General features: G+C 64.6%; 18 protein-coding genes and 3 tRNA genes. 6 read left to right on the forward strand and 15 right to left on the reverse strand.

Going from position 1 to position 18880, the window contains the following annotated elements; genetic code table 11:
* Nucleotides 1-244: 244 nt before the first annotated feature.
* The 5 genes from VLA65_RS10985 to VLA65_RS11000 form a co-directional block, all read right to left on the reverse strand.
* Nucleotides 245-847, reverse strand: coding sequence for a DUF6338 family protein (locus VLA65_RS10985; protein WP_332602517.1), 603 nt, complete (start codon nt 845-847; stop codon nt 245-247).
* Nucleotides 829-1110 (reverse strand): DUF6338 family protein, encoded by a 282-nt coding sequence (locus tag VLA65_RS22000; RefSeq protein ID WP_442880285.1) that lies wholly within the window; start codon nt 1108-1110, stop codon nt 829-831. Before VLA65_RS22000 ends, VLA65_RS10985 begins: the two co-directional genes overlap by 19 nt.
* Entirely contained in the window at nt 1079-1201 is a 123-nt protein-coding gene (locus VLA65_RS10990; protein WP_332602518.1) for a hypothetical protein, read from the reverse strand. The genes VLA65_RS22000 and VLA65_RS10990 overlap by 32 nt, the downstream gene beginning before the upstream one ends.
* 494 nt (nt 1202-1695) lie before the next feature.
* Nucleotides 1696-2721 (reverse strand): hypothetical protein, encoded by a 1026-nt coding sequence (locus VLA65_RS10995; protein ID WP_332602519.1) that lies wholly within the window; start codon nt 2719-2721, stop codon nt 1696-1698.
* Nucleotides 2722-2782: 61 nt separating this feature from the next.
* Nucleotides 2783-3463: a hypothetical protein gene (locus VLA65_RS11000; protein WP_332602520.1), complete on the reverse strand. Its 681-nt coding sequence runs from the start codon at nt 3461-3463 to the stop codon at nt 2783-2785.
* 144 nt (nt 3464-3607) lie between these two features.
* On the opposite strand from VLA65_RS11000, the gene VLA65_RS11005 reads away from it, so the two are divergent.
* Nucleotides 3608-3976: a hypothetical protein gene (locus VLA65_RS11005; protein ID WP_332602521.1), complete on the forward strand. Its 369-nt coding sequence runs from the start codon at nt 3608-3610 to the stop codon at nt 3974-3976.
* A 34-nt stretch (nt 3977-4010) separates the two neighbouring features.
* On the opposite strand, the gene VLA65_RS11010 is transcribed toward VLA65_RS11005, so the two are convergent.
* The 4 genes from VLA65_RS11010 to VLA65_RS11025 form a co-directional block, all read right to left on the reverse strand.
* Nucleotides 4011-4244 carry a hypothetical protein gene (locus VLA65_RS11010; protein WP_332602522.1) on the reverse strand — a complete coding sequence of 78 codons (234 nt, stop codon included), beginning with the start codon at nt 4242-4244 and terminating at the stop codon, nt 4011-4013.
* 315 nt (nt 4245-4559) lie between these two features.
* Nucleotides 4560-4635: transfer RNA gene (locus VLA65_RS11015), tRNA-Phe, on the reverse strand.
* A 50-nt stretch (nt 4636-4685) separates the two neighbouring features.
* A tRNA-Asp gene (locus VLA65_RS11020) sits at nt 4686-4759 on the reverse strand.
* 100 nt (nt 4760-4859) lie between these two features.
* Nucleotides 4860-4932, reverse strand: a tRNA-Glu gene (locus VLA65_RS11025).
* A gap of 275 nt (nt 4933-5207) precedes the next feature.
* On the opposite strand from VLA65_RS11025, the gene VLA65_RS11030 reads away from it, so the two are divergent.
* The gene (locus VLA65_RS11030; RefSeq protein ID WP_332602523.1) at nt 5208-6131 is read left to right on the forward strand and encodes a DMT family transporter; all 924 of its coding nucleotides are present in this window, start codon (nt 5208-5210) and stop codon (nt 6129-6131) included.
* A gap of 57 nt (nt 6132-6188) precedes the next feature.
* Here VLA65_RS11030 and VLA65_RS11035 read toward each other — a convergent pair whose 3' ends face one another.
* A complete protein-coding gene (locus VLA65_RS11035; RefSeq protein WP_284991870.1) occupies nt 6189-7109 on the reverse strand; it encodes a carbohydrate kinase family protein in 921 nt (306 codons plus the stop codon).
* Nucleotides 7110-7157: 48 nt separating this feature from the next.
* Nucleotides 7158-8210 carry a LacI family DNA-binding transcriptional regulator gene (locus VLA65_RS11040; RefSeq protein ID WP_332602524.1) on the reverse strand — a complete coding sequence of 351 codons (1053 nt, stop codon included), beginning with the start codon at nt 8208-8210 and terminating at the stop codon, nt 7158-7160.
* A 159-nt stretch (nt 8211-8369) separates the two neighbouring features.
* Here VLA65_RS11040 and VLA65_RS11045 point away from each other — a divergent pair, with 159 nt between their 5' ends.
* Nucleotides 8370-8879, forward strand: a complete 510-nt coding sequence (locus tag VLA65_RS11045; protein WP_284991873.1) for a metallopeptidase family protein — start codon at nt 8370-8372, stop codon at nt 8877-8879.
* 1 nt (nt 8880) lies between these two features.
* Here VLA65_RS11045 and VLA65_RS11050 read toward each other — a convergent pair whose 3' ends face one another.
* Both VLA65_RS11050 and VLA65_RS11055 read right to left on the reverse strand, forming a co-directional pair.
* Nucleotides 8881-11619: a PEP/pyruvate-binding domain-containing protein gene (locus VLA65_RS11050; RefSeq protein ID WP_332602645.1), complete on the reverse strand. Its 2739-nt coding sequence runs from the start codon at nt 11617-11619 to the stop codon at nt 8881-8883.
* A 42-nt stretch (nt 11620-11661) separates the two neighbouring features.
* Complete coding sequence (locus VLA65_RS11055; RefSeq protein WP_284991875.1) at nt 11662-12714, reverse strand: universal stress protein; 1053 nt, start codon at nt 12712-12714, stop codon at nt 11662-11664.
* A 397-nt stretch (nt 12715-13111) separates the two neighbouring features.
* Here VLA65_RS11055 and VLA65_RS11060 point away from each other — a divergent pair, with 397 nt between their 5' ends.
* On the forward strand, nt 13112-13780 hold the full coding sequence (locus VLA65_RS11060) for an FAD-binding protein (RefSeq protein WP_059388469.1): 669 nt from the start codon (nt 13112-13114) through the stop codon (nt 13778-13780).
* Here the strand turns inward: VLA65_RS11060 and VLA65_RS11065 are convergent.
* A complete protein-coding gene (locus tag VLA65_RS11065; RefSeq protein ID WP_332602525.1) occupies nt 13777-14475 on the reverse strand; it encodes a copper resistance CopC family protein in 699 nt (232 codons plus the stop codon). The genes VLA65_RS11060 and VLA65_RS11065 overlap by 4 nt on opposite strands.
* 114 nt (nt 14476-14589) lie before the next feature.
* On the opposite strand from VLA65_RS11065, the gene VLA65_RS11070 reads away from it, so the two are divergent.
* Both VLA65_RS11070 and hutG read left to right on the forward strand, forming a co-directional pair.
* Nucleotides 14590-16032 (forward strand): NCS2 family permease, encoded by a 1443-nt coding sequence (locus tag VLA65_RS11070; RefSeq protein ID WP_059388467.1) that lies wholly within the window; start codon nt 14590-14592, stop codon nt 16030-16032.
* A 74-nt stretch (nt 16033-16106) separates the two neighbouring features.
* Nucleotides 16107-17087 carry a formimidoylglutamase gene (hutG, locus tag VLA65_RS11075; RefSeq protein ID WP_332602526.1) on the forward strand — a complete coding sequence of 327 codons (981 nt, stop codon included), beginning with the start codon at nt 16107-16109 and terminating at the stop codon, nt 17085-17087.
* 6 nt (nt 17088-17093) lie between these two features.
* Here the strand turns inward: hutG and VLA65_RS11080 are convergent, their stop codons facing one another.
* Complete coding sequence (locus VLA65_RS11080; RefSeq protein WP_332602527.1) at nt 17094-18866, reverse strand: DUF5605 domain-containing protein; 1773 nt, start codon at nt 18864-18866, stop codon at nt 17094-17096.
* Nucleotides 18867-18880: the final 14 nt, after the last annotated feature.

Below are 18880 nucleotides of genomic sequence, written 5' to 3' on the forward strand. Positions count from 1 at the left end.
AAAAATTGCGATGCTTCGTGGAGTTCTCGGAGCCTTTTCTGTAGACGCCGGGTCCGCTGTAGCGAAGCTACCCCACTGAGCAGTGAGGCGAGGCCTCCCGTCCCGATTAGCACCCCAACGAGGGCGAGGAGCTCATTCAATGATTTTCATTCCTTCAAGAGTGGAGGCTAAAGCATGTAAAGAAAGAATCCGATCTGCGCTCCGGAGGCTCCGAGCCCGCCCTTCCCGCTTGCCATCTACTGCTTCAGTCGACCGCTTTTCCTTGATCGACGGACTTCTCTTCCTTGAGACCGTACCTGACGGAGACGCTCTCGATCTCTGGGCCCTTCAGCACGATGGCTATGTGTGGAATCTTCGTGAAGGGGCTTGTGAGGCTGGGTGAATAGTAGACGGGCTTAGTGAGCACGAGCTCGCGGTTTGCTACCTCGTGTTCGGTGCTGAAGCGACCGACTTTCCCCATCCATACGGCGCCTGATTTCATGAGCGCCGTCGCGAAGGGCTCGTGGTCCACTGGTGTCTGCACCCTGAACACCTCGGACCAGATTGAATGGGTCGTTTCGAGGCCATCACGCTTTGGTTTGACCCGCTTGGCCCGATGGGGTCGTATGCGGTCGGCTAACTTGGAACAACACAGCCATACTCGCTCGTTCAACTTGGACTTGCGCCACTTCGCCGCAATCTTCGGTTGGAGCCGATGGATGAAAATGACAATCGTGGCGCCAACGGTAATGTAAGCGACAATGCTGGCGAAGAGCGGGGCTGCATGGCTTCCCGCATACTGCGGGTCTCTCTTCAGGAGCGCGGTGAAGTCAGGCGGGTCCCAAGGGGTCAGGCCACACCAAACCATGAACGGGCGGCCCCCGCAACAGTCCCGATACCGATTGAAGCAACGAGGGCACGACTCACCTCGTAGAACGGTGATTCTTGCGCTCTGGTGAACTGGCGGCTGCGCTCAAGCTCGTAGTAGAACCCCGGAGCCACAGCCAAGAGAAAGACTATGACTCCGAGGACTGAAGTCGGCACTATTCGCTGTCGGAGGAGTCCGCGATCGAAGTAATCGGGTTGGTCATCTGAGCCATCAGAGTCCAGCTGTCTGGGACGAAGTTGCATCGGGGAATGCGGTGGGCGAGTCAAAAGACTTCTCGACGAGGTTCGGGTTGGGGAGAGCGGCGGGTTCGGAAAGTCGTTCGATCTCGGCCATTTCACGGTCCTTTCGACAGGTAGGAGATAAATTCTCCCAATGGATAAATTCTGCGGTGAGGGACTGCGCATCTCCGAGGTATTCGGGCCCTGGGCAACCGTTCTCTCTGCCGGGAGCCACAGATCATCAGGAACGCCGCATCCATGGCGGGCGCTAGACATGCCCCGGAGGATGCCCGTTAGCCGGTCCCTCTCCGGACGTCTCCACTTGTTGTATCCATGTGCACGGTGAGGGATCCCCCTATGGGCACGGTTGAGACAAGTAGCAACCGACAAACCCGAATCTTGGTTAGCGGGTGTCCTACCCACAGGTATGCCAGTTTCCAAGGAGACGGGACGCCCTGCGCCACGGAGGACCGGTGTCCAACGCGAAGTGCCGTCGAAAACCTGCCATTTATCGCCGAAAGTCACACCTGTGAGTAGCTGGGCCATTCGATTTGGGATGTCCGTGGAGTCTCCCGACTACCGACCGATTTCAGGACGCCAAAGTGTGTCTCAGCGCATACGCTCGGCGAGCTGGTCGAAGAACTCGGCGACCATTTTGTCTGCACAGTCGTTCATCAACTCGGCGCCGCCAAAGCGGTAGACCTCGTAGCCGGCGAGCCTGAGCCGTCGGTCCTCGGAGACCATCTCGCTGTAGAGGGCTGGGCTCGCGGTATCGCCGTTCGCGTAGTGCTGCTTCCCGTCGACCTCGAGAACCACGCGATGTCTGCTGGAGAACAGGATGAGGAAGTCCATCCGCTGCCGCGCCAACGGGCCGCCGCTCTGGCCAGCAGATCGACGAGACAACTCTGTCGCTGGGTCGAAGTGCAGGTAGACCTGCGGGATTAGCGCGGGGATGCCGAATCCGTTGTCCTTGTACCGCGCCGCATAGGCGTCGAAGACGCGAAGCTCGACCGGGTTCTCGTCCAAGGAAGCTCGCAGGCGGTTGTGCAGGTCTAGGCCGACATCCCGCGGTGGCACCTCGTCGGCGAAGCCCTGTCGCTCTCGCCACCACTGAATCAGGTTGCTGAACGTCAGGCCATCGGCCGGGATGGGCTGGTCGTAGACGAGGCAGTACTCGCCGTTGCGGACGATCTCGATGTCGTTGTTGAGGGCATCGCGCAGCACGAGCTCGGGCTTGGGCCCGTTCGCTGCGAAGATCAGGTTCTTGGCCGGCGTGCCGACGCCTCCGCCACGGTCGTACTCCGCGAGCAGAGCAGTCAGGTCGGCGAGGAGCATTTCGGTCACCTCAAGCTCGGTGACCATACGGCGCGCCAGGGCAACGAGCCGGGGGAGATCCCAGCCTTCGGTGTACCCCTTGATGACGTCGCGCTTGGTGTACTCGTTGTCGGTGGGCTGGTGATCCGTCTTCGGCCACGACAGCTTGAGCTCTTCGGCGAGCACAATCTGAAGGTCCTGCCGCGTGTAGGTGTGGATGAACGCTTCTTCGATCGCACTTCGGAACGAGCGCGACGACACCTTCACCGGCACCTTCGGGGCGTCGGTGAGAATCCCTTCGAAGAAGTTGAATCCGCTCATCCCACCATTGTCCCTGCCGCCGCCGACAGTCTGACACCGACAAAGCCTGAGCCAGTATCGGCTATCGCCCCTGGCTGGACCTCTCGTAATGGTCCGCGGTCCAGTGGCCGTCGAAGAAGCCCCGGTCGTTACGCAAGTGCATGCGTTTGTCGATCAGGGGCAAGGCGAGGATCGACTCGCACAGCGGGGTCAGCGCGTCCACCACGATCGCGCCGAGGTGGGCGAGGATCTCGACCTGCCCCGTCGTCCTCCCCAGGAGCACGGGAGCCATTTCGCTCAGGACGTGGTCGGTCTCATCCTTGGGCACGCCGAAGTGGACCCCGCCTTCCACATTGGCGTAGTACTTCACCACCTCGCTAACGGTCAGGGGCCGCCCTTGGACCAGCCCCACCCTCGCGCCGATGAAGTGCTTCAGCTTGGGCAGCACCGGGTCCTCCGGACCGCCGACGAGCTCCGGTCCGCCGAGCCGGAGGAGATACGGCAGATCTGCGTCGCCCCGGCTGTCGTCAGGAGCGCTCCACTGCCTGATGCGGAAGTCCGTTGGAACATCTGGGCGAGCGGCCCGAACAGTGTTGAGAAGAGGACTGGCGTCGATGAGGAGCTTGCGCAGGAGCGGCGCGATCCCGAGCAATTCGTAGCGGCTCCGCGCGCCCGGATCCTCGCTCCGCCGTCGGACGTCGCCCACTGTCTCGACGAGGAGCCATTCGGCGAGCATCGTCTCGGGGCCTATCTTCGGTGCCATGTTGCCCCCATCTGCTCGTGAGACGGATCGCGGTCCCGTCCTCTGGTGCTGAGCACCGGAACCAAGTTTATGCACGCCGTTAGAATTGTCTGGCGTGCACAACGATGAGGGGCAACAGTGGGCAATCTCGGGAACTATCAATTGATGACGACCCTTGCGAAGAAAGTAGGCGGGCCGGTCGGGCTCCTGGCCGCGACATTGGGCGCGGGATACGTCATCGGCAGGACGACCGAGGCCGGCGGCAAGCGAGGAGGCGGCGCGCTGAAGAACGCGATCAAGAGGCGCAAGGCCCCGTGCGAGCTGAAGGACAAGGTCTTCGCTGTCCGGGCCGACGGCACGGATGACCAGGGGCTCGAGTTCAAGGCCGGCGCTGAGTACAGGGTGCTCGAATGCAGCGACGACGCGATCCTCATCGAGCTGATCGGCAACGACGACAACCCACACGTCGTATCCGACGCGTTTCTGGCCACGATCTCCGACTTCCCTGCCGGACCCGCAGCCGACGAAGACTGAACCGGATAAGGGTAGCCTGGCGTCGGCGGATGTGCTAGTGCACCGACGACGAGAGCGTCTCGAAGAAGTGATCGACGTCCTTCTGACTGCTCTCCCTCCAGAGCGGCGCGAAGGTGCGGATGCTCGACCAGTTCACCGTCATCTTCCAGGTCTTGGTTCCATCCGCGTTAGTCGTCGGCACCTGCTTCGGCTTCTTGGTCTTCTCCGTGAGGGTCCCGCTCATCTCCACCAGGTCCGAGAAATCCTCTAGCCGGAATCTAGTCGTCATGTCGGGTTTGATAGGGATGCTTTCCGGAGGGGTCACCCCAGTGTTCTGACTCGTTCTTAGGCTGCCCGTAAGCCGGTCGTCCACCGTGATCAGTTGGCTTCTTGATACCACGCCGGAGGCGTCTTGCCGGCGTGAATCCCTAAGTATGATTGCGCAAATGGGTAAAACTATCCGACGAGTACGTCGGCTAACTGTCACATATGGCTCCGCTTCGAACCCATCACGTCCCGCAATGCCAATAGCTACAGTTTCAGCTACACCTAGATGCATTGCATCCCGGAAAAACGAAAAAACCCCCGAATTCTCGGGGGTTTATGGTGGCTCCGACCGGCGTCGATCCGGTGACCTTTCGATTTTCAGTCGAACGCTCTACCAACTGAGCTACAGAGCCTTAGGTGACAATGTCACCATGATTGCCGGAACTTCTTCCGGCAATCAGAGCGACCCTGACGGGACTTGAACCCGCGACCTCCGCCGTGACAGGGCGGCGCGCTAACCAACTGCGCTACAGGGCCTTGCTTGCAGTATCTCTACTACGATTGCGGTATCTCTACCGCTTTTTTCAAGGCTTCCAGCCTACCAGACTTTTCAGCCCGGCTTGACCAGTTCCTTGCGTACCCCCAACGGGATTCGAACCCGTGCCGCCGCCGTGAAAGGGCGGTGTCCTAGGCCGCTAGACGATGGGGGCCTGGAACAATCCGAATTCGCGACGGTCAACAACGCTATGCGTTTACCGCTTCTCGCTCGTCCGAACTGGACTCTAAAACTTTAGAGCATACTCAGGGATATTCCCAAATCGCGCAGCGCGGAACGCAAACGGGGTCTCAAACCAGGACGCAATCCGGACGCAGCGCCAGTCTCAAGCCACCGCTCAAAACCGCTGTGCCAGGGTTGGCGGTTTCTTGTTGAAAGACGTCCGAATTCCGCCAGTCCGTCCAGCTGCTCCCGGGCTAGATTGGCACCATGGCCACAAGCACACCAGTCTCTCCGGCGACCACACCCTCCCGGACCATCAGTAAGCTCGGCATCGCCGCCGTCATCGTCACCGTTGTCCTCTGGGCGTCCGCCTTCGTGGGCATCCGCGCAGTGGGACCCAGCTTCTCCCCGGGCTCCCTGACGCTCGGACGGCTGGTGGTTGCCGCCGTCGCGCTCGGCATTGTCGCCCTGCCTAGGCTCAAGCGCTGGCCCAAAGGACGCGAATGGCTGCCCATCCTCGCCTACGGCGTCATGTGGTTCGCAGGTTACAACCTCGCCCTGAACGCCGCCGAGCACATGCTCGATGCCGGAACCAGCGCCATGCTCATCAACGTCTCGCCGATCCTGATCGCCGTCCTGGCCGGCGTGATCCTGAAAGAAGGCTTTCCGCGCTGGCTGATCATCGGCAGCCTCGTGGCGTTCGGCGGCGTTGCGCTGATCGCGCTCGGTTCGGGACAGCGCTCGACGGCGGATGTCGCCGGAGTGCTGTTGTGCCTCCTTGCCGCTGTGCTCGCCGCGGTGAGCGTGATTGTCCAGAAGCCGGTGCTGCGCACCTTCTCCGCTGCACAGGCCACCTGGTTTGGCATCATGGTGGGCGCCGTGTGCTGCCTGCCGTGGGCCGGCCAACTAGTGGCCGAAGTGCAGGCCGCACCCCTTCCGGCCACCCTCGGCTTGGTGTACCTCGGAATTTTCCCCACCGCCATCGCTTTCACCACATGGGCCTACGCACTGTCCCTCATCGAGGCCGGGAAACTCGCCGCCACGACGTACCTGGTTCCGGGCACCACGATCCTGATTTCCTGGGCGGTCCTCAAGGAAATCCCCACCATCTGGGGCCTTGTGGGCGGCGTCATCTGCCTTGTGGGCGTCGGGTTGACGCGGCGCCGTTCCCGCGGGATCACCCCCCGCTAAGAAGCCGGGCGGCCCGGCGCCAAGGTGCGCCGCACCGCCGTCGCACCTCCGCCGCGGCTACCTTGCCATCCCGGCGAGAAGCTCGCGGTGCGTGGGCGGATTGGCTCCCGGGCGCCCCACGGTAATGGACGCGGCCATGGAGGCGGTCTGTCCGATGCGTTCGAGAACCGTGGGCGCGAGCCCTTGGCTACCGCGCAGCAGCAGCCCGAGGATCAGCGCAGACATGTAGGAATCGCCGGCGCCAATGGTGTCCGCCACCACCGAGGTCACCGCCGGAACCGTCAACTGGGTGTGCGGCGTCGCCATCAAGGAACCCTGGGCACCTCGGGTGACGACGGCCAGGCCCGCACCGAGGCCCAGGATGTGTGTTGCAGTCTCTTCCAGGGACTTGCCGGGGTAGAGCCAGAACGCGTCGTCGTCGCTGAGCTTCACCACGCTGGTCAGCGGTACGAGCTCCTCGAAAATGCGGAGGGCCTCGCTGTGGCTGCCCAGGAGGTCGGTGCGGATGTTGGGGTCGTAGGTGACGATGCACCCACCCTGGGCCTGCTCCAGGAGCGTCCTGACGTTAGCCGCGCCGGGCTCGAGGAACGTGGCGATCGAGCCCGTGTGGAGCACCTTTGGCGCGTAAGGGAGTGCGGCGGGGCCCAGGTTCCACTCGATGTCGAAGGTGTACTTGGCCGAACCGTCCGCGGCGATCTCCGCAGTCGCCGTCGCGGTCTTCGCAAGCGATTGCGAGCCCGGAAGGACAACCACGCCGGCGCTTGCCAGGTGGGCCGCGATGGACTCGCCCCGGGAGTCGCGCCCGACGGCGGTCAGCAGCCCTGCTTTCACATCGAGCCGCCCGAGGCCGTAGGCGACATTCGCAGGCGAGCCGCCCGGGTATTCGGTCTGGCCTCCAGGCGAGTTGACGATGTCGATGAGCGCTTCGCCGACCACGACGACGTCGAGCGGCTCGGACGCAAGGTGCGAGTGGTTCATGCGTTTCCTGTTCCTTGGTTGGGGAGTTTCACTGGCTGCTAGTGAATTTCAGGGGCTAATGGTGGTTTTCGGAGGCGCCGCCACGGAATGGCGTTCGACCAGGGGACATTCAAAGTATTCGGTACTGCCATCACGTTCCGCGCCGGCCAGCAGCAGTTCGATGGCGCGCCGGCCCATCTCAAGGAAAGGCAGTTCCAGCGTGGTCAGTCCGGGCCGCAAGTGCGGGGCAAGCGTTTCCTGGTTGTCGAAACCCACCAGCGACACATCGCGCGGGATCGATAATCCGAGTTGGGCCAGCGCCTGGTAGCTGCCCCAGGCGGTGCGGTCGTTGGCGCAGAAGATGGCAGTGGGTGGCTGAGGACCGGTCATGAGCGCCAGGGCATTCTCGAATCCGCCGGATTCATGCCCGTCGCCGATCTTGTGGAGCAGGGGGTCGGCGTCGAGGCCGGCCTCCTTGAGTGCCCGGAGATAGCCCGCATGGCGTCCGACGGCGGCAGGCAGCTCGCCGTCCACCGCGCCGATGTTGATCATCGCGATACGCCGGTGACCCGCGTCCACCAGGCGTTTGGTGGCGGTGTAGCCGCCCAGCTCCTCCTGCGGAGCGATGCTCGGGAACCGCCCGGACCGGTCGCGCGAATTGAGCACGACGGCGGGCACCTCGGCCAGGACGTCCGGCACGTCAAGGACCCGGTGGTACATGGCGGCGTAGACCACTCCGGCCACCTTGTAGGACAGCATGGTCTCCAGCGAAACGGCCTCGAGGGCCTTGTCGCCGCCGGTGTTGACGGTCAGGAGGAGCAGTCCGGCCTCCCAAGCCCGGGCTTGGGCGCCCTCGATGATCTTGCCCGCGAATGGCGCCGTGGCCACGAAGTCGCCGACGAAGCCGATCATCCCGGCAACGCCGTCGCGGAGCACTTTGGCGTGGGCGTTGGTCCGATACCCCAGTTCGTTGGCGGCGGCATGGACCCGGCGTCGGGTTTCATCAGAGAACCTGGTTCCTGCGGCGTCATTGAGCACCAAGGAAACCGTGGCCTGGGAAACACCGGCAGCGGCAGCGACGTCGTTCATCGTCGTGCCTGAGCGGTTGCCGGGGCGGGTCATGGGCTGGCCTGTCTACTGGGAACTCCGGGGTGCTTGTCACAGGATCCGCACGACTGGCTGGGCTTAACCTGGGCTGGGTTATACGAATTACCAGCCCGGAAAACTGTAGCTGTCATCACATCCGGCGTCAACGACCGCGCCGCGGACTAGAGTCGGATCATGCCCGCGAATTTACCTCCCGGCCTGCCGATTGTTCCCGACGGCGATGCCCCTGGCGGCCAGCGCATTTCCTCTCCGCTCCCCGGCCCCGGATCCGGGGGTCCCGGGATTGGCGCTGACGCCGCGGCGGCCAGTACCGTTCCGTTCAGTATGTCGCCGGAAGACTTCGAGGCAGCCGTCAGCGATGCATTGCTCCTCATCCCGGACAAAGCTGCCCGGGCCATGGACAACGTGGCCGTCTTCATCGAGGACGACTACATCCCGCAGCCTGGAGACGAACCGGACACCGTACTCCTGGGCCTGTATGAGGGCGTGCCGTTGACGGAACGGGATTCTTGGTGGGATGCCGGTTCCCTCCCGGACCGGATCACCATTTTCCGTCAGCCGATCCTGGATATCTGCGGATCCCGCCAGGAAGTAATCGACGAAGTGGCCATCACGGTGATCCATGAGATCGCCCACCACTTCGGCATCGGCGACGACCGTTTGCACGAACTCGGCTGGGGATAGGCTAGAAAGCCACCGTCCCCGCGGCGCCATCCACCGTGATCGTCTGTCCTGTGCTGATCCGGGACGTGGCATCCGGGACGCCCACGATTGCCGGAATCCCGTACTCACGAGCCACGACGGCGCCATGCGAGTTGGGACCGCCCATCTCCATCACGAGTCCCCCGGCGGTCAGGAAGAGGGGCGTCCAGCCGGGATCCGTCGAGGGCGCCACCAGGATTTCTCCGGGTTCAAGATGCGCGCCCACCGGGTCCATGATCACCCTTGCCACCGCCGTCACGGTTCCCGCCGAAGCCGGGGTTCCCAACAGCATGCCGTCCGACGCCGGTGCCCCCGTCGCGCCGCTCAGGAGACCGGCTGGCAGCGCTTCCGGCTCGGTGCCGTCGGAGAGCAGCACGCGTGGCACGTGGCGGCGCTTGAGTTCAAGCTCATAGGCTTCGCGGCGCTGCGCCACGAGCTCGTGGAGATCCTTGCCGTCCAAGCCGCGGCGGGCGTCGTTGAAATCCAGGAAGAAGACGTCGCTGGCATCGTCGATGATTCCCGCTTCCGCCAAGGCCTCCCCTGCTTCCGCAACCTGTGCTCGGACCGCGGCGAAGCCCCGCACGAGGTGGTACTTGGGAAGTTCACGGAGCCCGGCAAACATGCGTGTCCGTTCGAGTGCCATTTTCACGATCCTGGCGTGGAGCGGACTCTTGGACCGCGCACGGGCCACCAGCACGGCGGCTTGTTCCTCGGCGTCGCGGGCTGCTTTTTCGAACTGTTTGTCCGGCGCCAGGCGGGGATCATCGAGGCGAAGGTAATTGACCAGGACTCCGATGATGTGGGTGGGGTCGTCGGACCAGCGGGGCATGCCCAGGTCGATTTCCGCGATGGCCCGGTGCCCGTAGTCGCGCAGGAACGAGGCCAATCCCGATTGCGCGACGACCGGCAGCTTGCCATCGCGGTAGCTCTCCGCGAGCGCAGCGGGATCGCCACCGGTAAACGCCACCGCGGAAGCGGGATCGTCACGGATACTGGCCGAGAGCCGCCACAGCGCAAGGTCCATTTCGGTGGTGACGTTGTTGGGCAGGCCGCGGATGATGGTTTGGAGCTCACCCCAGGAAGCCTGTTCTCCAAGCAGCTTCCGTACCAGCCCCATCATCGCGAAGCCGAGCGCTACCGGGGGCAGGATATTGGGCAGTATGGGGAACAATTCCGTGCGCAGTATCCGCTCGGCGTGGTCCAGTTTTTCACGAGGGGTGGCATTGGTGGGGACTTCATGCGTGGCCTTCAGGTTCCCGTCCAGCTGTTCCACCTTGCCAAGGGCAACGTCCGGCCGAAAGAGAGCACGCAACAGCGTCTCCGGAAGGTGGAAGCGGAGCACGATCGGGCCAACGTGCCTGAGCAGTTTGAAAGGCGTCTTGCTGGTGACGGCGAAACGCGGGTCCTCGAACAGGGCACGCATGATGGACGCCGAACGTGCTTCCATGACGTCGAAAATCCTGGGCACGATGGCGCGCCCGGCCCTGCTCCTGAGCACCGAAGTGAGGTCAAAATAGATCCGCTGCCCCGCCTCGTAGTAGGGCGAAGGCCCGTCCCGCGGTTCGGGAACCCGGAATCCCGCCGCGCCGGCCACCGAGGACCCCATGAGCCTGATGCCCGCGAGTCCCATGGGAGTGAGGGGGCGGGTGAGGCCTTGGGCGAGGCTGAAGCAAAGGTACGCGTGGGGACCGGGGACTGCTGGTTGCCGGGTCATTTGCGGGTAGAGCGTGGTGATGGGGCGCGCTTGGGTGAGCCACAGTTTGCCGTCGCCGTCGATGGCCCATTCAGTGTCCTGCGGTGCTCCGTAGTGCTCCTCGACGCGCTGGCCGAGGACCGCGAGCGCCCTGATCTGGGAGTCGGCAAGGCAGGCACCCCGCGCGGTTCCGCCTTCGGCCCGAGGCTCGGCGTCGAGCCTTTCGGTCCCGCCGCCGGGAACGGAGCGAATCACCAGCTTCCGGTCCCCGATCCGTCGTTCCGTGATCCTGCCGGTGAGCGAATCCACCACAAAGTGGTCCGGATTCACGGCGCCGGAGACCACGGCCTCACCGAGCCCGGGATTGGCGTCGATGACCGCCTCGCGGCGGCGCCCGGTCACCGGATTGGCGGTGAACAACACCCCTGCGGCCTCAGCGTCCACCATCCGTTGGACGACGACGGCGAGCGTCACCGTGGCGTGGTCGATCCCGTTGCTTGCCCGGTAGCTGACCGCCCGGTCCGTCCACAGGGAAGCCCAGCACTTCCGGACGGCCTGCAGGACGGCATCTGCCCCGACGACATTCAGGTAGGTGTCCTGCTGTCCCGCGAAACTGGCAAAGGGCAGGTCCTCGGCGGTGGCAGAGGACCTGACGGCCAAAGGGACATCCGGGCCAAGCGCGGAGTAGGCCGAGCGAACGGCGCCCTCGACGTCGGCCGGGATCCCGGCGTCGAGCACTGTTTCCCTGGCGCGGGCCGCGAGGGAAGCGAGCCCCTCAAGGTCGCCGGGTTCCACGGCCTCAAGGCCACGGAGAATGTCCCGGACGGCTGGCTCGGGGCTTCCATCCGGCTGCAATGCGCGCCGGTAGGCCTCGGTGGTCAGGCAAAACCCGGGCGGGACCGGAAGTCCCGCCCAGATCAGCTCGCCGAGATTGGCCGCCTTGCCGCCGACCTCTGGAAGCATGGTTGCCCGGATCCGGCGCAGCTCGACGATCAAGCGCGATGCCTCCCTGGGCTCTGCGTGCTCCATCATTACCGTCTGCCTGCGTCCACCGGTCCTTGGGCTTGCCTGTTATGCGGCGCCGAGCATGGGACCGAAGTTGGCGCGGTCCGCCAGCCTGGGGTCCTCGCGGTCTGGAACAACCAGCACGGGTCCTTTGGCATGGTGCAGGACTCCATCCGACGTCGATCCGAGGAGCATTCCTGCGAAGCCTCCCCGCCCGCGCGTGCCCAGCACCACGAGTTCGACGCTGCGGCTCACTTCCACGAGGACTTCCACTGGCGAACCATCGAGCAGTTGGGTTTCCGCCGGAAGCTTGGGGAAGTGGCTCTTGAGCCACGCCAAGCCTGCGTCCAACTGGATCCTGATGTCCTTGAAGAGTGCCTCCCGGTCCAGGGGTGCCGGAACCCACGCCAAGGAGCCGCTGTATTCGGGTACGGCGCAGATGACGCGCAGCTTGGCGCCCATGCGTTGAGCCTGCTCCGCGGCCTCCAGGACGGCAACGCGCGCCTGTTCCGAGCCGTCCACGCCGACTGCGACCACATTCTCGACAACGCGGGAGCCGGACTTCGCGCGCTCGGCCTTGATGTGCTTGTCCTCCGTGGTTTCACCCAGCCGGTCCGCGCAGAAGAGTGGGACCGTCACGGTGGGGCATTTGGAGTGCGCCGGCAGGGCACTGCTCACGGAGCCCAGGAGCCTGCCGACAAAGCCGCCGCGTCCCCGGGTGCCGAAGACCAGGAGTTCGGCCGTTTCGGACAGATCGAGCAGCACGCCGGCGGCATCTCCGTTCTCCACCGAGCCATCGACGTCGATGGCGTAGCCGGAGACCTTCTCCAGGGCTTGCTTGACGATCGCCTCGGCGCCGTCCCGGATCACGGAGTCATCCACTGTCGCGTAGCCGCCGTCGAGCCCTGAAGCCGCGAAGATCGGCACGGAGTAGGCCGTGACCACATGCAAGGGCAGCTGCCTGCGTTCAGCCTCGCGGGCGGCCCAAACGAGGGCGCATTGGCCGTGTTCGCTGCCGTCAACGCCCACTACAATTCCGCCGGGGGCAATGGAGGGTTCCTCTCCGTTGCCTTCGGTCTCTGGTTGATGGCTCTCAGAGTGTTTGCCGTGCTGGTCCATGGGGCCTGCCTCCTCGCACTGCTGGCTGATGTTGCGGCTATTCTGCCAGAGGCCGCGCCCACAACGTGTTTCTCGCTTGACTGCCGTGAGTTGCGGTCTCCAATGCTCACTATTCTCGTTTGCAAGGGCCGAATCAAGCCGGAAGAAGCGTATGTGGAAACCCCGCCGAGGGCGTGGAAATCCGCCGAATCGGGGCGCGAAAAACGCATCGTCGGACATGCCGATGCCGGGGCTATCCACCACGCGATTTCTTCTGTAATGTTCGAGGCACTGGTGACCGGGGATCGTGTTTTTCAACACATCAACGGCCATCATTCGCGACCGCTTGGGGACCCGGACGCCACCCCGCTGTTGCCTCGGCAACGCACCTTCAAAGAGGAGCCAAGCTGTGTCAACCATGCCTGCTGCGAGTACGGAACGCACCACCACCGTGGTCATCGGTGCCGGCATGCCCGGCCTGGCCGTGGCCAGCGAACTCAGCCGCTACGGTGTGGATGCCATCGTGGTGGACGGAATGTACGTCCCCGGACCTTTGCAGCCGCTCAACACCGGCATCCTGCAGCGTTGCGACGCCGCCGACGCCGCGTGCCTCCAGGAGCGCAGCGAAATCCTGCGGCACCTGCGCAACTACGCAACCAGTCACGGGCTCGACGTACGGAGCACCACGCGTGCTGTCCGGCTCGATCGCCTGGACGAAGCTGCCGCGGGGTCCGTGATTTCCGGATCGGTAGTTTCAGGGTCCTCGGGCGTCGCCTCGTACCAATGGGCCGTTCACACGGCCAACGGAGTGCTTTTGGCCGACCACGTTGTTGTCACCCGTTGTGGACAGAGCCAGTTGCGGCGAATGCTTGCCGAGCTCGGCTTCGCCATCGGCCAGAACCTCGTCGCGGCCATGCGGGCGATCGGAATGTACTTGGTTGGTGTCGGCGAACTTGCCACACCCACACCGAAGGAAGTCCTGCGCCAAGCCAAGGTGGTGGGCCAGGCGATTTCCGCCAAGGTCTACCCGGACAGCGTCCACGGGGCGCTCACGGGCACCTTTGCAGCTGTTCCCGCCCTGGCCTAGGGCTTCTTCTCCGGGCTGCCGGGCTCAACCTCGGCGTCCTCTTCATCGCCAGCGTCATCAGCGTCCCCGGAATCGCCAGCATCATCAGAATCATCGGAACCCACGCCTGCCAGCCGGCGTCGTGCGGTGATGCCGAGGAAGACCAGCAGGCCCGCAGCCACCACGGCGAAGATCACAATGCTCCAAGGGAACGGCTGGGACGCATCGGGCACCTTTTCGGGCGTCGTGGTCGAACCAGGGGCTGCGGTGCCGGCGGTGGGTACCTCCGCCGAAGGTGCAGTGCTCGCGGAGCCGCCGCCCGCCGTCGTACTTCCTGCCTTGGCGGTGAACGTGAAGGTGCCTTCAATGGGGTGCGAATCCGAACTGACGACGCGCCAGATGACGGTGAATGCGCCGGCGGGCGCGCCAGGCCGCAGCTTTTGCGACACCACGGCGTCCACAATCTCGACGGAACCATCTGCCCAGTTCTGCCCTGAGGCGTCGTTCACCCGGATCTGCGAGCCGAGCAGGAGCGGCCGGTTGTTGAACGTGATGGACACGGAGTCCGGGACGCTGGCAACCGTTGAGCCGTTGGCCGGTGACGTTGACTCGGCGACATCGTGCGCGAAGGCGGGTGCCGCCGAGAACAGGGCGGCAGAGAAAAGAACCGCCGTGGCAGCGACGACGACGGCCAGCAACTGGCGGATAGGGCGCATGAGCGAATAACTCCCTTGGTGTTGGATTCCTTACAGACTAGGCGAATTCGCGGGAGTGCCGAAGCCGCGGGCATAGGATTTGAGAGCACACTTCCCCGATCCCCGGAGACTTCCATGCTCAAGCAGGGCTCAGCCATCGACCGCTACTTCAAGATTTCGGAACGCGGATCCAACTACTCGCGAGAAATCCGAGGCGGCTTCGCGACCTTCTTTGCCATGAGCTACATCGTGGTGCTCAATCCTTTGATCCTCTCCGGGGCGGACTCGAGTGGCGCTTCCCTTGGCTTCGCCGCCGTCGCCGCCACCACCGCCTTCGTCGCCGGCATCCTGACGATCCTCATGGGAGCCTGGGCCAAGCACCCCTTCGCCATCGCTACCGGGCTGGGCGTCAACGCCTTCGTGGCAGTCACCATTGCCTCACACCCCGGCCTGACATGGCCGGACATGATGGGCCTCGTGATGCTCTCGGGCCTCACCATGCTGATTCTGGTGCTCACCGGTTTCCGCACCGCGGTCTTCAAAGCCGTCCCTGAGGCCCTGAAAACCGCGATCGTGGTGGGCATCGGCCTCTTCATCGCGCTGATCGGCCTCGTCAATGCCGGCTTCGTGCGCCGCATCCCGGACGCCGCCGGCACCACGGTCCCCCTGGGCCTCGGCGTCGACGGGAAGCTGCTGGGCTGGCCAACCTTGGTGTTCGTCGTGGGCCTCGTCCTGACCATCGCCTTGGTGGTCCGCAAGGTGCGTGGCGCCATCCTGATCGGCATCATCGTCTCCACGGCCCTTGCCGCCATCTTGGAATTCACCCTGCACATCGGCCCGAGTTTCGACGGCAAAACCTACAATCCCCGCGGCTGGTCCCTGGTGGCGCCCAAGTTCACCGAGTGGGCCGCTCCGGACCTGTCCCTCATTGGCAAGGCGAACCCCTTCGGGGCGTTCCAGCACCTTGGCATCATCGCTGCCACCCTGCTGGCGTTCGTGATCCTGCTCAGTATCTTCTTCGACGCCATGGGCACCATGGTGGGCTTGGCGAGGGAAGCAGGAAACATCGACAAACACGGAAACATCCCCAACGTTGACCGTGTCCTGCAGGTGGACGCCCTCGGCGCGATCATCGGCGGCGGCTCGTCCGTGTCCTCCAACCAGATTTTCGTGGAATCCGGCGCCGGCATCGGCGAGGGTGCCCGCACCGGCTTGGCGTCGATCGTGACCGGCCTGCTGTTCCTCGTGGCCATGTTCTTCACCCCGCTCATCAACCTGGTCCCGTTCGAGGCCGTCGCCCCCGCCCTGGTGGTGGTGGGCTTCATGATGGTGTCCCAGGTGGGCAAGATCCACTGGCAGGACTGGGGAGTCGGCATTCCCGCGTTTCTGACCATGGCCCTCATGCCGTTCACCTACTCGATCGCGAACGGCCTGGGCGCCGGGTTCATCTCCTTCGCACTCATCCGCACGTTCCAGGGCAGGGCCCGCGAAGTCCATCCGCTCATGTGGGCCGTGGCCGCTGCGTTCCTGTTGTTCTTCGGGATCGGTCCCGTCGAGGAAATCCTGGGAGTCAAATAGGCCTTTCCGGAATACCGGACACCCTCCGCCCCCAAGCGATGTTTTTCGGTATCGCCATGCGTTGAGCTTTAACCATGGAGATTTCCCGCGCTGTTGCCGATGTCCGCCCCACGCCGTGGACCGGCCGCTTCGACGGCGATGGCGATGAGCACCGCCGCTGGTGGCAGGCCGTGGCGCCCCACACTCCCGATGCAGCCGCCCCCGGCGCGCGGGACGCAGGCTCCCGGGCCGCCGTCGTCGTGGGCTTCCGCAGTGACGAGGGCGTGCGGCGCAACAAGGGCCGTATGGGCGCCGCCGCCGCTCCGGCGGCCATCCGGCAGGCCCTGGGTACGCTGGCTTTCCATCTGGACCGGGACGTGTTCGACGCCGGCGACGTCGTGGTGGAGGACGGCTCGCTGGAGGCTGGCTCCCTGGAGGCAGGCCAAGCGCGCGCGGGCCGCGTGATTTCGGAACTGCTCGACGGCGGCAAGCTCACGGTGCTGCTCGGCGGCGGGCACGAAACTGCTTTCGCCAGCTACCTGGGTGTGGCTGGCTCGGAGGCCGTGAGGGGCGGCAAGCGACTCGGAGTCCTGAACCTCGACGCGCACTTCGACCTGCGGGACGAACCGGTGCCGAGCTCAGGCACGCCGTTCCTGCAGATGGCCCGGGCGGAAGCCGCCGAGGGCCGCGAACTGAACTACGCCGTCGTCGGAATCTCTGAGCCCAACAACACGCGGACCCTCTTCAAGACGGCGGACCGGCTGGGCGTGAAGTACCTGCTGGACGAGGAGTGCTCCGCGGAGGCCGTTCAGGAGTTCGTGGCGCGGTTCCTGGACAGCGTGGACGTGCTGTACCTGACGATCGACCTGGACGTGCTACCGGCGTCGGTGGCTCCCGGCGTGAGCGCGCCTGCGGCGTATGGGGTGCCGCTGCCCGTTATCAGCGCGGTGTGCAAGCAAGTTGCCACGAGCGGAAAACTCATGCACCTGGACGTCGCCGAGCTCAACCCCGAGTTCGATATCGACTCGCGGACCGCCAAGGTGGCCGCGCGCTTGGTGAACACGCTGCTGGGGTAGGCGGGGTTAGCCGACGGCGCGGAGCCTGACGGCGATGAACTGGCGGCCGGGGAGCTCCACGCGGAAGCGCCCTTCCACTGCGTCCGGCCGGGTGTCGATGCTCATGTTCCAGGTGTCGATGATGTCCACCTCGTAGCGGCGGCCGGCGGGCATGACGAAGTTCCGGTACGTGGGCTGGTTGAAACCGAAATAGCTGATTTCGTACTCGTGCCGGATGCCGGCGGTGGGGACGTCCCAGGCGCTGGGCAGCGGCTCGAGGAATCCGCCCGGGGTTTCCTCGAGGATGCGGCGCAGGAAGGCGATCCGCTCCGGGCTGCTGCCATGGAATTCGCCGCCCTTGGCCCACCAGAGGATGTCCTGGGAATGCATGTAGGTTTCGCCGTGGCCCACGTAGCCGCCCCGGACGGCCCCTTCCCAGAACCGCCGGGTCATTTCCTCGCCGGTGATGTTTCCCCAGCCCTGGTCGATGTTGCCCTCGTAGGCGCATTCGTCGATGACCACCGGTTTCTGCCAGCGCTCCCGCCATTCCCCGGTGAATTCGGCCGTCTTGTGGACGTCCTGGCGCTGGATGCTGCTGTGCGTGATCCACGGCCGGGAGTAGTCGTAGAACGCATGGCAATTGTGGATGGACAGCAGGTGCCCGCTCGGGTCATTGGCCTGGACAATGCCCGCGAAGCGCTCCCAGTCCTCGGTGGTCTTGCGGAACAGGAGATCGTACTCGTTGGCCAGCGACCACCAGATGTTCCGGTGCGAAGCCAACCGGGCCACGACGTACTTCAGGTAGCGGTCATCCCGGCCCGGGCTCATCGTGGAGAAACCCCAGCGGTCGTACGCGTGGAACAGGATGAGGTCCGCCTCGATCCCCAGTTCGTCCAGCTGCCCGATCCTGTGTTCCAGGTGCCGGTAGAACTCCGGGTTGGGCCGGTCATAGTCGAATCCGGCAGCGAGGGATCCTTCGAAGGGGTAGAACTCCGGTTCGTTCTCGTTGAACAGGTAGGACTTCGGAAAAACGCACATGCGCATCTTGTTGAACGGACCAGCCGCCAACGTATCCAGGGTCTGCTTCTCCAGCGCATCGCCCTGGTGCGTCCAAGCGTAGGACGTAGTGCCGATGGGCAGGTACGGGCTGCCGTCCTCATAGGCGAAGTGGAAGGTCTTGGCCACCCGGACCACGCCCTTCGCCCCGGCAACCGGCTCGCGGGCCGTGAACGCGCCGGTAACGCCGTCCAGCGAGCGCGCGTTGCTGGTGGTGGTGAACGTCCACTCCCCCGGGCCCGGCACCAACAACCGCACGCGGTACAAGCCGTCGCCGTCGTAGAAACCGGGCACACTGAGCGTGTCACCTGACGGAGAAGTGAACACGGCACGGAGTTCGACGTCGGTGAATGGGTTGCCGTGCGACGGACCGGCCAGGGTGAGCTCGAAGCGCTCCTGGGCGGCCGCCGTCGTCGGGTACTCCGCCGCCGTGCTGCCGCGCACCACCGAGCCCGGCTCATAGTCCCCGGCCGGAGCGGGAAGATCAGCCGCCGCCTCGGCGGCCCGCTGGGCTGCAAGATCCTCGGGTTCCAATTCGCCGAGGAGGCGCAGGATTTCCGCGGTTTCCCTGGGCTTCCCCTGCAGGGCCTCCTCGGTTCCGAGGATGGTGCCCACCTCGTGGAAGTAGAGCGTGTGCAGCGCCGGGCTGTTCACAAGCGTGGGGACGCGTTCGCTCAGGATGCGGTTTCCTTCGGCGTGCCGCATCACGAAGTACAGGGGGCTTTCAGCGGTGAAAGTGGTCATCTTTGCCTTCTCGG

Source organism: Arthrobacter sp. S2(2024), from assembly GCF_036662515.1.
Lineage (GTDB): Bacteria > Actinomycetota > Actinomycetes > Actinomycetales > Micrococcaceae > Arthrobacter.